The sequence below is a fragment of the Clostridium punense genome (genome assembly GCF_017874425.1).
Classification (GTDB): Bacteria; Bacillota; Clostridia; order Clostridiales; family Clostridiaceae; genus Clostridium_J; species Clostridium_J punense.
This window is the reverse complement of sequence record NZ_JAGGLL010000003.1, coordinates 16,295-34,672: the sequence shown is the minus strand read 5'-3', so window position 1 is coordinate 34,672 and position 18,378 is coordinate 16,295. Positions and strand designations below refer to the sequence as shown.

Annotated in this window: 18 protein-coding genes; 4 read left to right on the top strand and 14 right to left on the bottom strand. The window is 30.9% G+C overall.

Annotated features, from left to right (window positions below):
* Positions 1-139: 139 nt before the first annotated feature.
* Complete coding sequence (gene miaB / locus J2Z44_RS02355; protein ID WP_021283984.1) at positions 140-1,468, bottom strand: tRNA (N6-isopentenyl adenosine(37)-C2)-methylthiotransferase MiaB; 1,329 nt, start codon at positions 1,466-1,468, stop codon at positions 140-142.
* A 316-nt stretch (positions 1,469-1,784) separates the two neighbouring features.
* On the opposite strand from miaB, the gene J2Z44_RS02350 reads away from it, so the two are divergent.
* Together J2Z44_RS02350 and J2Z44_RS02345 are read left to right on the top strand one after the other, a co-directional pair.
* A complete protein-coding gene (locus tag J2Z44_RS02350) occupies positions 1,785-1,952 on the top strand; it encodes a hypothetical protein (RefSeq protein WP_021283983.1) in 168 nt (55 codons plus the stop codon).
* A gap of 13 nt (positions 1,953-1,965) precedes the next feature.
* Positions 1,966-3,174 carry a pyridoxal phosphate-dependent aminotransferase gene (locus J2Z44_RS02345; protein ID WP_021283982.1) on the top strand — a complete coding sequence of 403 codons (1,209 nt, stop codon included), beginning with the start codon at positions 1,966-1,968 and terminating at the stop codon, positions 3,172-3,174.
* A 115-nt stretch (positions 3,175-3,289) separates the two neighbouring features.
* Here J2Z44_RS02345 and J2Z44_RS02340 read toward each other — a convergent pair whose 3' ends face one another.
* The 12 genes from J2Z44_RS02340 to J2Z44_RS02285 all read right to left on the bottom strand — a co-directional run bounded on the left by J2Z44_RS02340 (position 3,290) and on the right by J2Z44_RS02285 (position 14,434).
* Entirely contained in the window at positions 3,290-4,150 is an 861-nt protein-coding gene (locus tag J2Z44_RS02340) for a GNAT family N-acetyltransferase (RefSeq protein WP_021283981.1), read from the bottom strand.
* Positions 4,151-4,273: 123 nt separating this feature from the next.
* Positions 4,274-4,654, bottom strand: coding sequence for an adenosylmethionine decarboxylase (speD, locus tag J2Z44_RS02335; protein ID WP_021283980.1), 381 nt, complete (start codon positions 4,652-4,654; stop codon positions 4,274-4,276).
* 353 nt (positions 4,655-5,007) lie between these two features.
* Entirely contained in the window at positions 5,008-6,930 is a 1,923-nt protein-coding gene (locus J2Z44_RS02330; protein ID WP_209649310.1) for a bifunctional 4-hydroxy-3-methylbut-2-enyl diphosphate reductase/30S ribosomal protein S1, read from the bottom strand.
* Positions 6,931-7,080: 150 nt separating this feature from the next.
* Positions 7,081-7,743, bottom strand: a complete 663-nt coding sequence (gene cmk, locus J2Z44_RS02325) for a (d)CMP kinase (protein ID WP_021283935.1) — start codon at positions 7,741-7,743, stop codon at positions 7,081-7,083.
* Positions 7,744-7,759: 16 nt separating this feature from the next.
* Positions 7,760-8,113 carry a chorismate mutase gene (gene aroH / locus J2Z44_RS02320; protein ID WP_031271595.1) on the bottom strand — a complete coding sequence of 118 codons (354 nt, stop codon included), beginning with the start codon at positions 8,111-8,113 and terminating at the stop codon, positions 7,760-7,762.
* 1 nt (position 8,114) lies between these two features.
* Positions 8,115-9,338: a BaiN/RdsA family NAD(P)/FAD-dependent oxidoreductase gene (locus tag J2Z44_RS02315; protein ID WP_021283933.1), complete on the bottom strand. Its 1,224-nt coding sequence runs from the start codon at positions 9,336-9,338 to the stop codon at positions 8,115-8,117.
* Positions 9,339-9,901: 563 nt separating this feature from the next.
* A complete protein-coding gene (gene gdhA / locus J2Z44_RS02310; protein WP_021283932.1) occupies positions 9,902-11,254 on the bottom strand; it encodes an NADP-specific glutamate dehydrogenase in 1,353 nt (450 codons plus the stop codon).
* A gap of 207 nt (positions 11,255-11,461) precedes the next feature.
* The gene (locus J2Z44_RS02305) at positions 11,462-12,346 is read right to left on the bottom strand and encodes a MurR/RpiR family transcriptional regulator (protein ID WP_021283931.1); all 885 of its coding nucleotides are present in this window, start codon (positions 12,344-12,346) and stop codon (positions 11,462-11,464) included.
* Positions 12,347-12,478: 132 nt separating this feature from the next.
* Complete coding sequence (locus J2Z44_RS02300; RefSeq protein ID WP_082206953.1) at positions 12,479-12,646, bottom strand: DUF4264 family protein; 168 nt, start codon at positions 12,644-12,646, stop codon at positions 12,479-12,481.
* 35 nt (positions 12,647-12,681) lie between these two features.
* Positions 12,682-13,224: a tRNA 5-(aminomethyl)-2-thiouridylate-methyltransferase MnmM gene (gene mnmM / locus J2Z44_RS02295; protein ID WP_021283929.1), complete on the bottom strand. Its 543-nt coding sequence runs from the start codon at positions 13,222-13,224 to the stop codon at positions 12,682-12,684.
* On the bottom strand, positions 13,217-13,942 hold the full coding sequence (locus tag J2Z44_RS02290) for a pseudouridine synthase (RefSeq protein ID WP_021283928.1): 726 nt from the start codon (positions 13,940-13,942) through the stop codon (positions 13,217-13,219). The genes mnmM and J2Z44_RS02290 overlap by 8 nt, the downstream gene beginning before the upstream one ends.
* Positions 13,943-14,275: 333 nt before the next feature.
* Complete coding sequence (locus tag J2Z44_RS02285; RefSeq protein ID WP_021283927.1) at positions 14,276-14,434, bottom strand: hypothetical protein; 159 nt, start codon at positions 14,432-14,434, stop codon at positions 14,276-14,278.
* 261 nt (positions 14,435-14,695) lie between these two features.
* Here J2Z44_RS02285 and J2Z44_RS02280 point away from each other — a divergent pair, with 261 nt between their 5' ends.
* Both J2Z44_RS02280 and J2Z44_RS02275 read left to right on the top strand, forming a co-directional pair.
* Positions 14,696-15,799: an iron-containing alcohol dehydrogenase family protein gene (locus J2Z44_RS02280; protein ID WP_021283926.1), complete on the top strand. Its 1,104-nt coding sequence runs from the start codon at positions 14,696-14,698 to the stop codon at positions 15,797-15,799.
* A gap of 1 nt (position 15,800) precedes the next feature.
* On the top strand, positions 15,801-16,835 hold the full coding sequence (locus J2Z44_RS02275) for a homoserine dehydrogenase (RefSeq protein WP_021283925.1): 1,035 nt from the start codon (positions 15,801-15,803) through the stop codon (positions 16,833-16,835).
* A gap of 170 nt (positions 16,836-17,005) precedes the next feature.
* On the opposite strand, the gene J2Z44_RS02270 is transcribed toward J2Z44_RS02275, so the two are convergent.
* Positions 17,006-18,037: a threonine aldolase family protein gene (locus J2Z44_RS02270; RefSeq protein WP_209649309.1), complete on the bottom strand. Its 1,032-nt coding sequence runs from the start codon at positions 18,035-18,037 to the stop codon at positions 17,006-17,008.
* Positions 18,038-18,378: the final 341 nt, after the last annotated feature.

The window sequence follows — 18,378 nt, the reverse complement described above, 5'->3', positions numbered from 1 at the left end:
GATATTTACAATGTATCGAGCTTGCATATCTCTTTTGGAGAAACCACTTCATGGGAATAATAGTCTTATATTGAAGTGTTTTCTCTATAGTTTACTTTACAAAAAAAGCGACAATGTCGCTTTTTTAAAACCCTTAAATCTACTGAACTTGTTCTCCTATTAGTGAAAAGGATTGAGCTTTTGTAATTTTCACATTTACTAGGTTTCCAATGCTGCTTTTTTCTCCAGTAAAGTTCACTAGTTTTCCAGTTCTAGTTCTTCCAGTTAACTTAGTTTCATCACTTTTACTTTCGCCTTCTACTAGAACTTCTACTACTTTGCCATCATACTCTTTATTTTTCTTAGCGCATATCTCATTTACTGCTTCAACTAATTTGTTAAATCTTTCTTTTTTAGCACTTTCACTTACCTGGTCAAGCATTAAATCTGCTGGTGTTCCTTTTCTCTTTGAATATAAGAAAGTGAAGGCTGAATCATACTCCACTTCTTTTACAAGACTTAATGTATCTTCAAAATCTTCATCAGTTTCTCCTGGGAAACCTACTATTATATCTGTAGTTAAAGCCACATCTGGTATTGCTTTCTTTATTTTTCTAATTGATTCTAAGTATTGTTCTCTATCGTAATGTCTATTCATTTTCTTTAAAATTCTAGAAGAACCAGATTGTACTGGCAGGTGAATTGATTCACAAAGCTTATCACATTCAGCCACTGCTTTAATTACATCATCACTTAAATCTTTAGGGTGAGATGTCATAAATCTTACTCTTTCAAGGCCATCTATTTCATTAATTTTTCTTAAAAGTTTAGCAAAATCAATTTGTGGCTCTAAACCCTTACCATAAGAGTTAACATTTTGGCCAAGCAAAGTTACTTCCTTATATCCAGCAGCAACCATATCTTGTATTTCCTTTACAATTTCCTCTGGCTTTCTGCTTCTCTCTCTTCCTCTTACATGAGGTACTATACAGTAGGTACAGAAGTTATTACATCCATACATTATTGTAACAAAACCTTTGATGGTGCTTGCTCTATCAATTACAGCGCCTTCAATAATATCAGCTTCCTTATCCCAAATCTCTACAATTGGTCTTTCTCCACCTAAAGCTTTAGCTAAGTATTCAGTGAATTTATAAGCGTTATGAGTACCAAGTATTATATCTACAAAAGGAAATTTTGATATTATGTTTTCAGCCATTCCTTCTTGCTGCATCATACAACCTGTAATTGCTATAACTACCTCTGGTCTTTCCTTCTTAAGCTTTTTTAAGGCTCCAAGGTTTCCTTCAACCTTTTGTTCTGCATTTTCTCTAACACAACAAGTGTTAAAAATTATTATATCTGCATCTTCCTTAGAAGTTGTTCTTTTATATCCTAATGGTTTTAAACCGCCTGAAAGCTTTTCTGAGTCTTCTTCATTCATTTGGCATCCCCAAGTTTCTATATAATACTTTAAATCTTTTTTCATTAGCAGTCTCTCCTCCATCTTAAGTCTTAATTATAACCATCTATTAATTATATATAATATTCATCAATATTCAAAGTTTTTTTTGTTTTTTCAGAGGATTTTTTTCATTTCCTTGTAATTTAGCCATAATTGCTGAAACACTTTCATTACATGAAATATGATTTTCACAAAGTAAAAATATTTTTAACTTTTTAAAAGCTTTCTGTATTATTCACCTAGCATAACACTAAAAATAACATGAATATTTTATTGCGCTGATGAATCATCACATAAAACTTATTCTTTAAGGCAAAAATATTCAAAAGGAGGGTTTTCTATGTATGATGCAAAAAAAGGAAAGTTAGATACTAACGAATGCCTAAAGGGAGATTGTATCAAAGACCGTAGTTACTTTACAAATACAGAAAATACCATTTCCATGGGTACTAAATCATCATTAGTTCCTATAGAGAATTTAATACCGGACTTTAGTAACAATTCATAGGAGGATTTATACAATGAAATTTTCAAACAGAATTTTATCAATGCAGTATTCACCAATTCGTAAACTCGCACCTTATGGAGATGCAGCAAAGAAAAAAGGAATCCATGTTTACCCTTTAAACATTGGTCAACCTGATATTGAAACTCCTCAACAATTTATGGAGGGGGTTGCTAACTATAAGGATGCAGTTCTAAAATATGCACAATCACAAGGTTTAGATGAAACTATCGAAAGCTTTATAAAGTATTATAAAGAATGGAAAATAGATTTTGAAAAAGATGAACTTATAATCACCAACGGAGGATCAGAGGCTATATCTCTTGCTCTTACTACAATTTGTGATGTTGATGATGAGATTATAATTCCTGAGCCATTTTATACTAACTACGGTGGCTTTGCAGAAGCTGTAGGTGCTAAAGTTGTTCCTTTCATCACCAAAGCTGAAGAAGGGTTCCATTTGCCAACTAAAGAGGTTATAACAAGTAAAATCACAAATAAAACCAGAGCATTAATGGTTTCAAATCCTGGAAATCCAACTGGGGTTGTTTATACCGAAGCAGAAGTTAGAATGCTTGCAGATATCTGTAAAGAGTATGATTTATTCTTAATTGCAGATGAAGTTTATAGGGAGTTTGTTTATGATGGATTAAAGTACACCTCAGCACTTTATATGAAAGATATTGAGGATAGAGTTATTCTGATTGATAGTATTTCTAAAAGATATAGTGCTTGTGGTGCGAGAATTGGGCTTGTGGCATCAAAAAATAAGGAACTTATAGCTCAAATTATGAAAATATGCCAAACAAGATTATGTGTTCCAACAATAGAGCAGTTAGCTGCTGCAAACTTAATCAATACTCCAAAAGAGTATTTTGAAAAGGTTCTTATGGAATATGAGGCAAGAAGAAATATTCTTCATGAAAAGCTTTCTAAAATTCCTGGAGTTGTTTGTGAAAAACCTACGGGTGCTTTTTATGTAGTTGCTAAACTTCCCATAAAAAATGGTGAAGACTTTGCTAAATGGATGTTAACTGATTTTAGTCACAATAATAAAACTGTGATGTTTGCACCTGCAGAAGGGTTCTATGCTACAGAGGGCCTTGGAGTTGATGAAATAAGACTCTCCTACTGCTTAAACACCGAGGCCTTATCAGATGCAATGGACGTATTAGCTTTAGGTCTAGAAAAATACATGGAAATACAGGGAACTGCGCAAATATAAGTAGCTGCTGAATAGTATGTAAAAGTCTCCAATAATATAGAAACCATGGATGATAAAGATTCAACCTTTTTTATCCATGGCTTGTTTTATCTAAGGATTAAATTTCATAATAGTATTAAACTATTTTATAAAGCTCATAAGTTAAATCCCATTGCATAAACCCCATTGTTTCATACAGCTGAAGTGCTATAGAGTTACTTTCATTGCATTTTAAGTAAATCTCCTTATACCCCATGTTATAACATAAATTGGAGAGATAATTTAAAAGTAATTTTCCAAGCCCCTTTCCTCTGTACTTTTCTAATATACCAAAGTTTACAAGATATGCCTTACCCTTGTCTATTATAATTTGTCCATAACCAACTACACTTTCCTCATGCTTTATAAATATACAGCCATCATTAAGATAATATTTTTGATTTTCTTCAAAATATACATCTTCTTCATCAATTGGATAACGACTTAAATCAGAAAATATTTGATTTTGAACATTGCAACGTAATTTCTCGTCTTTATTTTTTTGAAACCTATAAAATGAAATTGGCAAATCACATTCTACTTCTTCAAAAAATTTTAGAGTCTTTTTCATTTCTACTATAGCTCTTTTCTTATCAAATCCTAGTTTTTTAAAAATGTAATACTCAATATCAGAGCTTTTACAAAAGTAGGTTGCAATTGAATTTTTCTTTATAGCACCTAATAGAGCCTTATAGTTTTCTAAACTTTTGAATTCTGACATTACAAATATTGAATTTATTTTATATCTGTTATTACTTAGTTTATTAAACCAAATAAACCCCACATACTGACTTTTAAGCTTTAAAAACTTAATATTTCTCCAGAGCAAAAACCTTTTTAATATATTATTAGAATTTAAAACACTGCTTAAATTTGCCTGCAAGTCATACTCATCAGAAATATTTATATTTTTTATTAAGTTTATATTTGTATTATTTAAGCCTTCCCATTTATACATAGCTTCCTCTTAACCAATATTTATTTTGAATCATTACATATTATACTACATTTATGGTAATTTTATCCATAAATACTATAAATATATCAACCCAAAAGAAAAAAGTCACCAAAATGATGACTTTTATATATTTGATGCTTTCACAGAAACTGGATGTTCAAAAATCCCTCTCTTAACTTCTGTAGCAGTCATATTTTTTGCTTTTAATAGTTCTGTTAAATAATTACATGCATCCCAAGGATTTATTCTATCTCCACAGGTAAATACATCAACAGCTGCATATCCAAGTTCTGGCCATGTATGTATTGTTAAATGGGACTCAGAAATAATTACTACCCCACTTACTCCTTGAGGACTAAATTTATGAAAGGCAACCTCTCTTACTTCGGCTCCAGCCTTAAGTGCAGATTCTACCATGTTTCTTTCTATTAATTCTTTATCATTTAATATTTCAGCATCACATCCATAAATTTCAGCTAAAATATGGCGTCCTAGTTCATTCATTAACAGCATACCTCCCTCACTAAATTTAAACAGATAAATAAATTCTATCAAAAATACACAAAAAGTCAATATTATTCAAAATTCCTTAAAGTATATTCTTAAGTCCTCTATTTTATTGAATAAAGAACAAGTTAATTTTGCTTAACAACCTTATTGTATATACCTCTTAAAATACATTGTATAACATAGATAAGCTACATGAGATTAAAACCCTTAATAGAACTACTTTAAGTTCATGTGTTAGTAAACTGATAATTTAAATTCTATATTATTAAGCAATTTAATAAATATTATAAAAGTAATGCTACTAGATTTATTCACACTACTTTTATAATATTATCTCTGTAATTTAATTAAATTTCTTCCAAAGCTTTAATACTAAGGGCTACTCTTTTTTGTTCTTCATTTACGTCAACTATTATAGCTTTAATTTCTTCTCCAACTTTTAATACTTCTTCAGGGCTTTCTATTCTATTTTTACTTATTTGAGATATATGAACTAATCCATCAACCCCTGGCTCTAATTCAACGAAAGCACCAAACTTAGCAAATCTTACTACCTTTCCTAAAACTATGTTACCTACAGGATACTTTTCTTTAATGTTATTCCAAGGATTTTCTGAAAGTTTCTTTATACTTAAAGAAAGCTTTTTATTTTCTTTATCAACTGTAAGGATAGATACTTTAACCTTTTCTCCAACTTTTAATAGCTCATTAGGGTTATTAACCTTATTCCATGAAATTTCTGAGCTATGAAGCAAACCATCTACACCATTAACTTCTACAAAAGCACCAAAATTAGATATTCTTCTTACTATACCTTCAACAATTTGGCCTTCTTCTAAGTTATTCCAAGTTTCTACTTCTTTAGTTTCCTTTTCACCTTTAAGAATATCTCTTCTAGAAGCTACAATTTTCATTCCATTTCTTTGTCTTTCAAATTCTATTAATTGAACATTAATTGTATTACCAACATAAGCTTTAAAATTGCTTACTCTATTTAACTCTAGATGAGATGCTGGAATAAATACTCTTATTCCTTTATAGCTTGCAACTAATCCACCCTTAACTTCTTCTTTTACTACAACTTCTATTACTTCTTTATTTTCAAAAGCAACTCTTAAATCTTCATATAATTTTTGTCTCTCAACTTCAATAGTAGAAAGCACTACAAGACCATCAGTATTTTTTCTATTTATAACTTTAGCCCTAATTCTATCTCCTGATTTTAGAAAATTCTTTAGTGATGCATTTTCTTCTTTTGTATATTCATTTATCGGTAAAATAGCTTCCGATTTAGTGCCTATAGTTAAATAAGCTTCTTTATCATTTACCTTAAATACTTCTCCCTCAAGAATTTTCCCCACACTAATATTTACATTGTCTTTCGAATACTGTTCGTATAATTCCATTTCTTCTCCATTTAATACTTTTTCATCTTTCATTTTTTCAATAGCCTCCTTAATTATCCAGTCCGGTGTTGATGCTCCAGCTGTAACTCCAATTTTTTTTATTTTATTATTGTTTAAAATTTCACGTGGTAATCCATTAAGATTTTCTACATGATAGGTATTATCACAGTTATTTTTACATATTTCATATAGCTTTGTTGTATTAGAACTATTAAAGCCACCAATTACAATCATTGCATCTACTTCTTTAGATATTTCCTCTGCAGACTTCTGTCTTACTTCCGTAGCACTGCAAATAGTGTTAAATGCTATAAGTTCTTTTGCTGAGCCTATTATTTTACTTAAAACCTTTTCCCAGTTGCTTTGCTTTTCTGTAGTTTGAGAAACTACACAAACCCTTCTAGGTATTTCCTCTAGATTTTCTCCATTTTTAGATATAATTGCTGAATTGTTACACCATCCATTAATTCCTACCACCTCAGGATGACTTTTATCACCTACAATTATAATAGAATAGCCTTCTTTATAATATTTTTCCACCTTCTGTTGTATATTGCTCACATAAGGACAAGTAGCATTTTCAACAACCACCTTATGATTTTTAAGTTTATCCAATACATTCTTAGGTACACCATGAGATCTTATAATAATCACATCATCAACTTGAAGCTTATCTATTTCATCTAGTTCAACAGAATAAATTTCTTTGTCTTTTAAAAAGTTAACTACATCATTATTATGTATCAATGGTCCTAAAGTATAAATAGGCTTATTGTGCTGTTCTCTTAGCCTTAAAGCAGAGTCCACTGCTCTTTTTACCCCAAAACAATAACCTGCTTTATCTGCTAATACTACTTCTTTCATGGTATCACATCCTAGTATTAATTAGTTATAAAACTTGTGCTAAGTAATGAGCTATATTATTAATATATTATAATTGCACAAAATCATAGAAATAGCTCCAAGTCCTTTTCACAAAACATTTGAAGAAAAATAAAGTTAACTAATGTTTTTTTATTTATTAGCTAAATATTTATCTATATAATCAGAAATTACATTTACTACCCCATTTATATCTAAATCAGAAGAGTTAATTTCAACTGCATCCTCAGCTTTAGTAAGAGGATCAACCTCTCTATGCGTATCCATATAATCTCTTTTTATAATATCCTGTAAAATAGTGTTGTACTCTACTTCTATATCTCTTCCCTTAAGCTCTTCATATCTTCTTCTTGCTCTTTCCTCTGCACTAGCAGTTAAGAAGAACTTTAAGTCTGCATTTATTAATACCACAGTACCAATATCTCTTCCATCCATTATTACACTATATTTTTCGGATATATTTCTTTGTAACTCTACGAGTTTTGCTCTAATTTCAGCTATAGCTGCATAGTTAGATACATTATTACTTATAAGGGGCATGGTAATTTCACTAGTTACATCTACTCCATTAACTATAAGATTTTCCTTATCAAAATGCATCTCAAGGGAATCAACTAGTCTGCAAAGCTCTTCAACTTGATGTGGCTCAATTCCTTCATTCATGGCACATAAGGTAACAGCTCTATACATTGCCCCTGTATTTATATACATTAAGTTATATTTATCTCCTATAATTTTTGCTATAGTACTTTTTCCCGCACCTGCTGGTCCGTCTATGGCAATAGCTATTTTCATTTAAATCTTCCTCTCCCTACTGATTCAAGTCCTTTCTTAAGCTTTTAGCATCATGTAAGTAAATAAACTTGACACTTTCCTTCTGTTCATTAGAAAGTATTAAAACTCTAATGCAAAACTTAAGATAATTTTCCACTTTCATTTCATTAAAATGCATAATAGAAAGGGTTTTCATATTGAAATACTCTCTTACAAAAGCTCCAGGATATCCACATGTAATGTCGTCAGTACATGAGAATATCATTGTGTGGATTTCCTCAACATCTAAATTATTAACTGTAATGATTTCATTAATTAACTCTATGGTCTTGCTCTTAATTTCATCTTGTGAATTACATAAAACCGTTGTAGCACCTCTAATTGAAATCATCTTAATCACCTAACTTACTTCCTGCAATATATCCAGTAGACAACGCAATTTGGACATTGTAACCACCGGTATAAGCATCTACATCTATAATTTCCCCTGCAAAACTTAAATTATCAATAATCCTAGACTTCATTGTAGATGGATCTATTTCCTTAGTATCAATTCCTCCTGAGGTTACAATAGCTTCCTCAACCGGTCTTAACCCCTTTACTGTTAAGGTTAAGTTCTGTATTAAATTCACAAGGGATTTTCTTTGTTCTCTAGTTATTGTATTTACCTTTTGATTTTCATCTATACCACTTAGTTTAATAATAATTGGTATTAGTTTTTTTGGAAAAAGATCATTTAGGGAATTCTTAAAATCTTTATTAATATATAAGTTAAAATCCTTTTGTATTCTTTTATCTAGTTCATCTTCTTTTAAGCCCGGCTTTAAATTAATTATTATTTTATATGGATTTTGTTTTTTAACTGAACTACTAGCACTCAACACTAAAGGTCCAGATATACCAAAGTGAGTAAATACCATTTCCCCTAAATCCTTAAACACAGTCTTGCCACTTTTACTCTTTAGGGATAATTCAACATTTTTTAAAGAAAGTCCTTGAAGCTCCTTTACCCATGGTTCCTCAATTTCCACTGGAACTAATGATGGTTTTAACTCAACCACTTTATGACCCAAGTTTTCAGCAATTTCTAACCCTTCTCCTGAAGACCCTGTTTGAGGATAGGACACTCCACCTGTGCTTAAAATAAAATGATCTCCAGCAATTCTTTCTCCACTGCTCAAAATAACAGCTCTAATTTTATTTTCTTTTATATCAAATTCTTTTATTTTTGAATCTAATAAAATCTTTACTCCTTTATCTCTTAGCTCAGATTCCATGGCTCTAATAATATCTGAAGATTTATCTGACTCAGGGAATACTCTATCCCCTCTCTCAATCTTAAGCTTTACACCTTTGTTTTGAAAAAACTTCATAGTATCTTCGTTAGTAAAACTATATAATGAACTATATAAGAAAGTTGGATTAGTAGGTATGTAATCAAAAAACTCCCCTATCTCTTTTCCATTAGTTACATTACATCTTCCTTTTCCAGTTATAAAAAGCTTTCTTCCAAGTTTATTATTTTTTTCAATTAGTATAACTTCATTTTTATCACTAGCAGTGATTGCTGCCATCATTCCTGCAGGACCTCCACCAATAACTATGACCTTAGACATAAAATCACCACCTAATTACTTTATCATTTAAGGCATCTTCAAAGAATAAATAAGTCAGTATCCTCGTCTATTTTGTGTTATACTGCGTCAACAGAACCCTTTGATAGCACAACTTCTAAGGAACCTATTTCCATGTCGGCACAAGCTTGCTTGTGATCTCAAAATATCCTTCACATCTTTGACTTGTTATTTATTTTCAGATACCTAAATTACAACTAATTCCCTATATTATAATTTAATACAAATTCTAGAAATATTCAACTTAATATTAGGTAACCATAGTCTTATTCAAATATTATTTATCTATATTAGACATTTAAAATAAATGTTTAAATTTATTTAGCTCGTAAACAACGGATGAAGAAAGTATTATTCCCATTAATTCTTACTACGGAATTAATTAATTGTATTGTTAGAATAATGCTTATTAATTTCCATAGCCAAATTTAAGTATAATCTACTAAACTTACACTTAATAGTATATATCAATACACAATTACTAATGTATTAAACTTAAAAAAAGAGAGAATTCAACAGAACTCTCTCTAATCATTATATTAGGATTAGTAATTTCCTTGTGCGTGCATAGCTTCAGCAACTTTAACGAATCCAGCTACGTTAGCTCCAGCAACTAAGTTGTATCCAAAGCCATAAGCTTCTGATGCATCTTTACAGTTGTTGTAGATGTTAACCATGATTTGGTGAAGTTTTGCATCAACTTCTTCAGCAGTCCAAGACATTCTCATGCTGTTTTGTGACATTTCAAGAGCAGAAGTAGCAACTCCACCTGCATTAGCAGCTTTAGCTGGTCCTACAATAACTCCGTTGTCTAAGAAGTATTGAACAGCTTCGTTTGTACAAGGCATGTTAGCAGCTTCACAAACATATTTAACTCCGTTAGCTACGATTTGTTTAGCATGCTCTAATTGAACATCGTTTTGAGTAGCAGCTGGGATTACGATATCAACTTTAACATTCCATGGTTTTTGTCCTTCGAAGAACTCGCAACCATATTTGTCAGCATAGTCTTTAACTCTAGCACCTTTGTTGATTTTTAACATTTCAACTAGGTAATCTATTTTCTCACCAGTTACTCCAGCTGGATCGTATATGTATCCGTCTGGTCCAGATAATGTAACAACTTTTCCACCTAAATCAGCAACCTTTTGGCAAACTCCCCAAGCAACGTTACCAAATCCAGAAACTGCTACAGTTTTTCCTGCAAAATCAGTTCCTTCATGTTTTAACATTTCTTGGCAGTAGTAAGTTACTCCAAATCCAGTAGCTTCTGGTCTGATTAAGCTTCCGCCATAAGATAATCCTTTTCCAGTAAGAACTCCGTTTTCGAAAGCTCCTCTGATTCTTCTATATTGTCCATAAAGGTATCCGATTTCTCTTCCACCAACTCCGATGTCTCCAGCTGGAACGTCAACGTCTGGTCCAATGTGTCTGTAAAGCTCAGTCATGAAGCTTTGGCAGAATCTCATTATTTCAGCATCTGATTTTCCTCTTGGATCGAAGTCTGAACCACCTTTACCTCCTCCTATTGGAAGACCAGTTAAAGAGTTCTTTAATATTTGCTCAAATCCTAAGAATTTAACTATTCCTAAGTAAACTGATGGATGGAATCTTAAACCACCTTTGTATGGTCCTATAACTCCGTTAAATTGTACTCTAAATCCTCTGTTTACTTGCATCTTGCCATTGTCATCCATCCAAGATACTTTAAACATTATTTGTCTTTCTGGCTCACAGAATCTCTCTAAAAGGTTAGCTTCTACATATTCTGGGTGTTTCTCTAGAACTGGTCCTAAAGAATGTAGAACTTCCTCAACAGCTTGGATAAATTCTGGTTCCCCACTGTTTCTTTTTTTAACATTTTCCAATACTTGATCGATATAAGCTTTAATATCCACGCTTACTACCTCCTAAAAAATTGAAGTTAAAATTTCAAATCTATTTTGATTTTGCAAAATAAATTTCATTTCATAATATTTATTCTATGTAGTTTAAGTTTTTCCTTCTAATTCATAAAAAGTTTATATTTCTTAATCACAGAAGTAAAACGATTTCATAGCTACAAGTACATGATATTCTATTATGATTTATAAATCAACCTTATTTTAAAATTTATTATCTTCTTTATTTTTATAAGAATAAATCTGATATTCTTGCCAAATTCCCTCTAAATCATTAAAGGTTTGAGATATTTTATCTTTTGTCCTTAATCCTACTGCAATAATAAGAGCATTGATAACACTTAGTGGAGCCACTAAGGAATCAACGAAGGAAGCCATATTACTTTCAGCAATTAAGGTGTAATCAGCTCTAGCTGCAAGTGGTGATAATACACTATCAGTTATTGCTATTACATCTGCATTTCGTGACTTTGCAAAGGTTAAAACCTCCACAGTTCTCATAGCATATCTCGGAAATCCAATTCCAATAACACAATCATCTTGAGATAAATTTAACATTTGCTCGAAAATATCGCTCATTCCATAAGAAACGATTTTAACATTATCAAGAATTAAATTTAAATAAAAGCCTAAGAAATCTGCAAGAGCTGTTGAGCTTCTAAGTCCTACAATGTATATTTTTTTAGCATTCACTATACTATCTACAGAATTCTCAAAGGCTGAATAATTAATTTTTTCTAAAGTCGCTCTAATATTTTCTATGTCAGACTTTAACACACCTTTAAGCGCATTATCCTGGCTTATAAAATCATTAGAAAGCTCTATTCTTTGAACTGTAGTCAATTTGTTTTTGATGAGCTCTTGTAAAGCTTTTTGAAGCTCAGGGTACCCAGCATAATCTAACTCATTGGCAAATCTTACTACAGTAGATTCACTTACACCTACACTACTTCCAAGTTTTGCAGCAGTCATAAAAGCAGCTTTATCGTAATGTTTTAAAATATATTCTGCTATAAGTTTTTGTCCCTTGCTTAACCTCGGAAATTTTAACTGAATGGTTCTCATAAGATCAAGATTATTATTGTCCATAATAACACCCCTTTATATCAGGAAGCAAATGAAATCTACACTTCATTTGTCATGAAATTGAATTTTTCAATTCATTTTAACATATAATGACATAACATTCAACCAAATAATTCATTTGTTTACTTATTCATACTAATTTTCTTCTTTATAGATAGATAATATATGTTTATTATTTTTTTCATGCATTCCGAAAATTAAGTTTAAATCGCTTAAATTTTTATTTAAAAAGTCAACAACCCTATACATTTCGTCATATTCTTTAAACTCTTTCATTGCAATAAGCTGTAATTTATCCTTCATTTTACTCACCTTTCCTATGCTATTCATAAATATATTTACTTCTTTTCAATTATTATTAAATATGGAGCCTTCGAATCTCTATTGGCAAAGCTATGAATCATAACTCCAAATATACTTTTTGGCAGTGTTGTAACAAATTTATGTATTGCTTCACTTTCTCTTTGCCCTTCTTCATGTCCAGTATAAACAGCTATAGTTATAAACCCTCCACTTTTTAAAAGTTCTAAGGATTTTTCAATGCTTTTTACAGAAGATTCACTTTTTGTTGTAATACTTTTATCTCCACCAGGCAAAAACCCTAAATTATACATAGCTACGTCAATACCCTCACTAATATAACTATCAAGATTATCATGTGAATCTTCTATTAATAATACATTGAGTTTATTTTTTTGAGAATATCTCTCTACAGCTTCCTTTTGTATATCAAAAGCATATACCTTACTAAACCTTTCACTTAAAAAATCACAATCAAATCCATTACCAAGAGTACAATCTACAGCAACTTCTCTTCCCTCACAATAGGTATTAATAATATTATGTGCAATGTTACTAATATCACCAACATATTTAAACATTAGCCTCACCACCCTGTTTTAAATATTGAATTTCCTTTTCACTTAAAAATCTCCACTTTCCCTTAGGTAAATCACCCAAGGAAAGACCTCCAATAGAAACTCTCTTTAAAGTAATCACTGGGTGACCAATAGCATCACACATTCTTCTTACTTGTCTATTCTTTCCTTCATGGATTATAATTTTTAGTTCAGAGCTGTTCTCAAACTTTTTAATAATCTTACAACTGCCAGGAGCTGTTATATAATCCCCAATATCTATACCCTTCTTAAATTTATCTGTTTCATCTTTAGTTGGTAGTCCTTTTACTACAGCAATATATACTTTATCCATCGATACTCTAGGATGAATTACCTTATTATATACTTCTCCATCATTTGTAAGAAGAATAAGTCCTGAGGTATCATAATCCAATCTACCAATAGGATAAATTCTTTCCTCAACCTTTACTAAATCTAAAATTGTATTTCTTCCTTTTTCATCTTTTACAGTAGATACATATCCCTCAGGCTTATTTAGCATAATATATACTTTTTTTTCTTCTGGTTTAACTAATTTACCATCAACGTAAACCTGATCTACTTCACTATTTATTTTTGCCCCTAACTCTGTAACTATCTTATCATTAACCTTCACTCTTCCAGAAGTTATTATTTCTTCACATTTTCTTCTAGATGCAATTCCACATCTAGCCATGTATTTTTGTAGTCTTTCTTCCAATATATCACCTCAAAATAACTAATTGTCCATAAATATTAATTCCTTTAACAACATTTTATAAGCTTCAAATTTGCCATCTTCCTAAAGAGCTGTTACCTACCTTGCATTTTATCGGCATGGGTAAGTAACAAAGTACCTTTGTTTAATCCAAACCAGCTTCCAAAGTTGTTAAATAAACTTATTCATGCATACCTTATATAATAGTTTGCATAATTGGAATTATAATTATAATTAGAATAAAAATCAAATATATCTTATAAATTTAAAAAGAACAGCTTAGAGTTACATTAAGGTAAATCTCTAAGCTGTTCTTTCTCACATCAACATATTTAATTATCTAAATTGATTTTCCTTAGTACTAGGGTGCTTATGCATATATCCATTTTCTAAGCTTCCCTTTGGTTGTTCAGTATCATTAATAGATGTAGCCTTAGACTTTTCTTTTCCTTGACTCTGTAATTTTGCTTGCTGTTTTTGTTTGTTTTGTGGCATATAAATCACCTCCCTTGTAATATAATTATCTATTTGAGAGAAACTATACTTATAAGTTCTTACAATTTATTTCCATGGAAATAAATTCAAGTATTGCTTGGTTGAGAAATTTATCCAGTGATGCTATATTAGATTTAAAAGACAACTCTTCCTATAACCCACATAAATATTTATGTGTAATCTATTGAAGCCCAATTATATAAATACTATTTGCTAATATATTTATTCTTTTATTTTAGATAACTAAAGGAGACATGATAGATGAATAATTCAATCTTTTATATGCCTACTAAAATTATTATGGAAAAACAAGTGATAAAGAACCATAGCTCAGCTCTATGTCAGTTAGGTAAAAGAACCCTAATTGTAACTGGTAAAACTTCTTCTAAGAAAAATGGTTCTTTGCAAGATTTAGTTGAAGTTTTACAAGAACTTAATATTACCTATTTAATTTTCGATGATGTTGAAGAAAATCCATCTTTCGAAACCGTAGAAAAAATTTCTGCTCTAGGAAGAGAAAATCATATAGATTTTTTAATCGGTTTAGGTGGTGGTTCTCCTATTGATGCTGCTAAAGCTGCCGCAGTGCTAATAAAAAATGCTTCTTCAACAATTGAGGACTTGACCTTAGCTCCAATGCTAGGAGCTCTTCCTCTAGTTGCAATTCCAACAACAGCTGGTACAGGAACTGAAGTTACTCCTTATGCCATATTAACTAATCACAAGCTACAAACTAAACATGGTATATCCCAAAAGGTATTTCCTATTTTAGCTCTGCTAGACCCAAGTTATTTAATGGATACACCAAAGGAGGTAACTATAAATACAGCAATCGATGCTCTTTGTCACTTAATAGAAGGTTATCTTTCTGCAAGCACAAATATATTTAGTGATGGCTTAGCTGAAAAAGGCTTGAAATTATTTGGAGAGTGTATTAATAAAATAGAAAAAGATACTCTGGAGTTTAATATTAGGGAAACTTTACTTATTGTTTCTTCCATTGCTGGAATTGTTATAACACAGGCTGGAACCTCCCTTCCTCACGGTATGGGTTATGCTTTAACCTATAACAAAGGTGTTCCTCATGGAAAAGCAACTGGTGTGTTTTTAAAATCGTATATGAATTTCTGTAGTGATAAAGCTAAGGTTAGAAATATTCTCACTCTGTTAAACTTTGACTCTTTAGATGACTTTGGCATTTACTTACAAAGGGTATTAGGTGAGCCAATAGCTCTTAGTGATGAAGAATTATATAATTTTGCTGCAGCAATGAGTAATAATAAGGCAAAACTTAAAAATCATCCAGCTGAAGTTACTGCAGATGATATATTAGATATTTATAGAAGCAGTTTAGGAAGGATTTAATATGAGAATAGCATTAATTGGTTTTGGAAACGTAGGTAAAGCATTTTTCCAATTGCTAAAAAATAAAAGGGATAATCTTGAGAAAAATGGTATTTCCTTGGAAATTATTTCTATTTTAAATTCTCAGGGAGGAATTTTTGATGCCCAGGGTATTTCTCTGGAGTATTTCTCTAATGAAGTAGAACTTAATAAAGAATGCTATAAGTATTCTAACTTTGCTCCTACGATAACTTTAGATTATGTCATTGAAAATGGTAATATAGATGCTGCTGTAGTCTTAACTCCAACTAATAAGGATACTGGAGAACCAGGCATAACTTATATAAAAAAGCTTCTTACTAAAGGAATAAATGTAATCACAGGAGATAAGGGCCCTATTTTATTAGAATATAACCACTTAAAGAAACTAGCACAAGATAATAACTGTACCCTAGCTTTTGGCTGTACTACAGGTGGAGCACTTCCATCCATAAATTCAGCTTTATTTGACCTTGCAGGCTCTGAGATTTTAGAAGTTAGAGGAGTACTAAATGGTACCTCAAATTATATTATAAATGAAATGGAAGATAATAATTTAACCTTTGAGGAAGCTTTAAAGAAAGCTCAAGATTTAGGTATTGCTGAAACAAATCCAACTTTAGATATTGAAGGTTATGACACTGCCACTAAATTAATTATAATTTGTAATACAATTTTTAATAAAAGTCTTTCCCTTAAGGATGTTAACCTCAGTGGAATATCAAACTTAACTATAGAAGAAATTCACCAAGGAAAAACTTTAGGGTATAAATACAAATTAATAGGAACTGCAAAGTTTATAAATAATTCCTTAACTCTTTCTGTTGGACTAGATAAAGTTTATAGCAATGACCCTCTATACAATGTAGATGGCAAAAACAAAGCTGTAAAATTTCTATCGGATACTTTAGGAGAAGTCACTGTAATTGGTGGAGCTTCGGGCACCACCCCTGCTGCCGCTGCAATTTTAAGAGACATTATAAACATAGAAAAAGGGATTAATTTTACTAAATTTTAGTTTTAATATTTCATTTTTTGTTGAATAAAATGTGCTTAATTTCATGTAGAATACAGTATTTCTGTTTCATTCTATATAAATAAGCATAAAAAGATGAACCGCAGCTTGCAGTTCATCTTTTGTATTGCTTTAAGATGAATAAACAAAATTGTTTATCACTTTAAGTTTAGTTATATTTTTTTAAGACTTTTTAGATCTTCAATAAAATCCTTTACAGCTTCTTCTTTTGTAGCCCAAGAAGTAACTAGTCTTATTGCCGAGTTATTTTCATCTATTTTCTGCCATACATAAAATATATACTTTTCTTGTAATCCTTCAATTATGGAATTAGGCAGTATTGGGAATATTTGATTTGATGGTGAATCAGTTAAAAAAGAGTATCCTTCCTGAACCACTGCTTCTTTTAATAACTCTGCCATGCTATTAGCATGAGTTGCTAAATCAAAGAATAAGTTATCTTTAAAAAGCTCTGCAAATTGTATTCCAAGAATTCTTCCCTTTGCAAGTAATGCGCCCTTTTGCTTTATATGAAATCTAAAGTCCTCTTTTAAGGAATCCTTGCAAATTACAAGTGCTTCCCCTAGTAGAGCTCCATTTTTTGTTCCTCCAATGTAAAAAGCATCCACTAAATTAGCTAAATCATCAAGATAAATATCATTCTCTTTAGAACATAATGCTGAACCAAGTCTTGCACCATCTACATATAGAAAAAGTCTGTTATCTCTACAGAAATTACTTAAGTCTTCTAATTCCTTCTTTGTATAAATAGAGCCAATTTCTGTAGGGTTAGAAATATAAACTAATTTAGGTTTAACCATATGCTCATCAGTGTGTGCATCCATTGCTTCTTTAATCTGAGATGGATTAATTTTCCCATCCTTTACTTCTATTGATATAACTTTATGACCTGTAGCCTCTATCGCTCCAGTTTCATGAACAAGTATATGACCTGTATTTGCAGCAATTGCTGCTTCATGAGGTCTTAAAAAAGCTGAAATAGCTGTTAAATTTGTTTGAGTACCACCTGGGAAAAAGTGAACATCAACATCTTCCCTATGTAATCTTTCTTTTATTAATCTAATAGCTTCTATAGAATACTTATCTTCTCCATACCCTTCCATCTGCTCCATATTAGCTTCCATAAGTGCATTTAGTATCCTAGGATGTGTCCCCTCACTATAATCATTTTTAAAACTATACATTAATTAACATCCTCCTTTTGTGTATCATAATGAAATTATATCCTAAATTAGCATCTTTATCAAAATTATAATGTATTTTTGTAAATTTTTCTTTAGGAGAAATTCATTGTACAATTTCAAAAATGGAAATCCATTATTTAAAGAAAATCATAGTTAAACTTAACTTCTACAGTAGTCTTCCCCTAGTTCCCTTAGGTATTTTCAACACCTATAATTTAATATTCCGCTATTGAACCCAATTAATGTGAATTTAACTTTATCCTATGAGTTTAAGTAGTTGTAATAGTGAGAACTTATAAAAAATAAACCTATAAAATAGACTCTTTTCATGTGTCTACTTT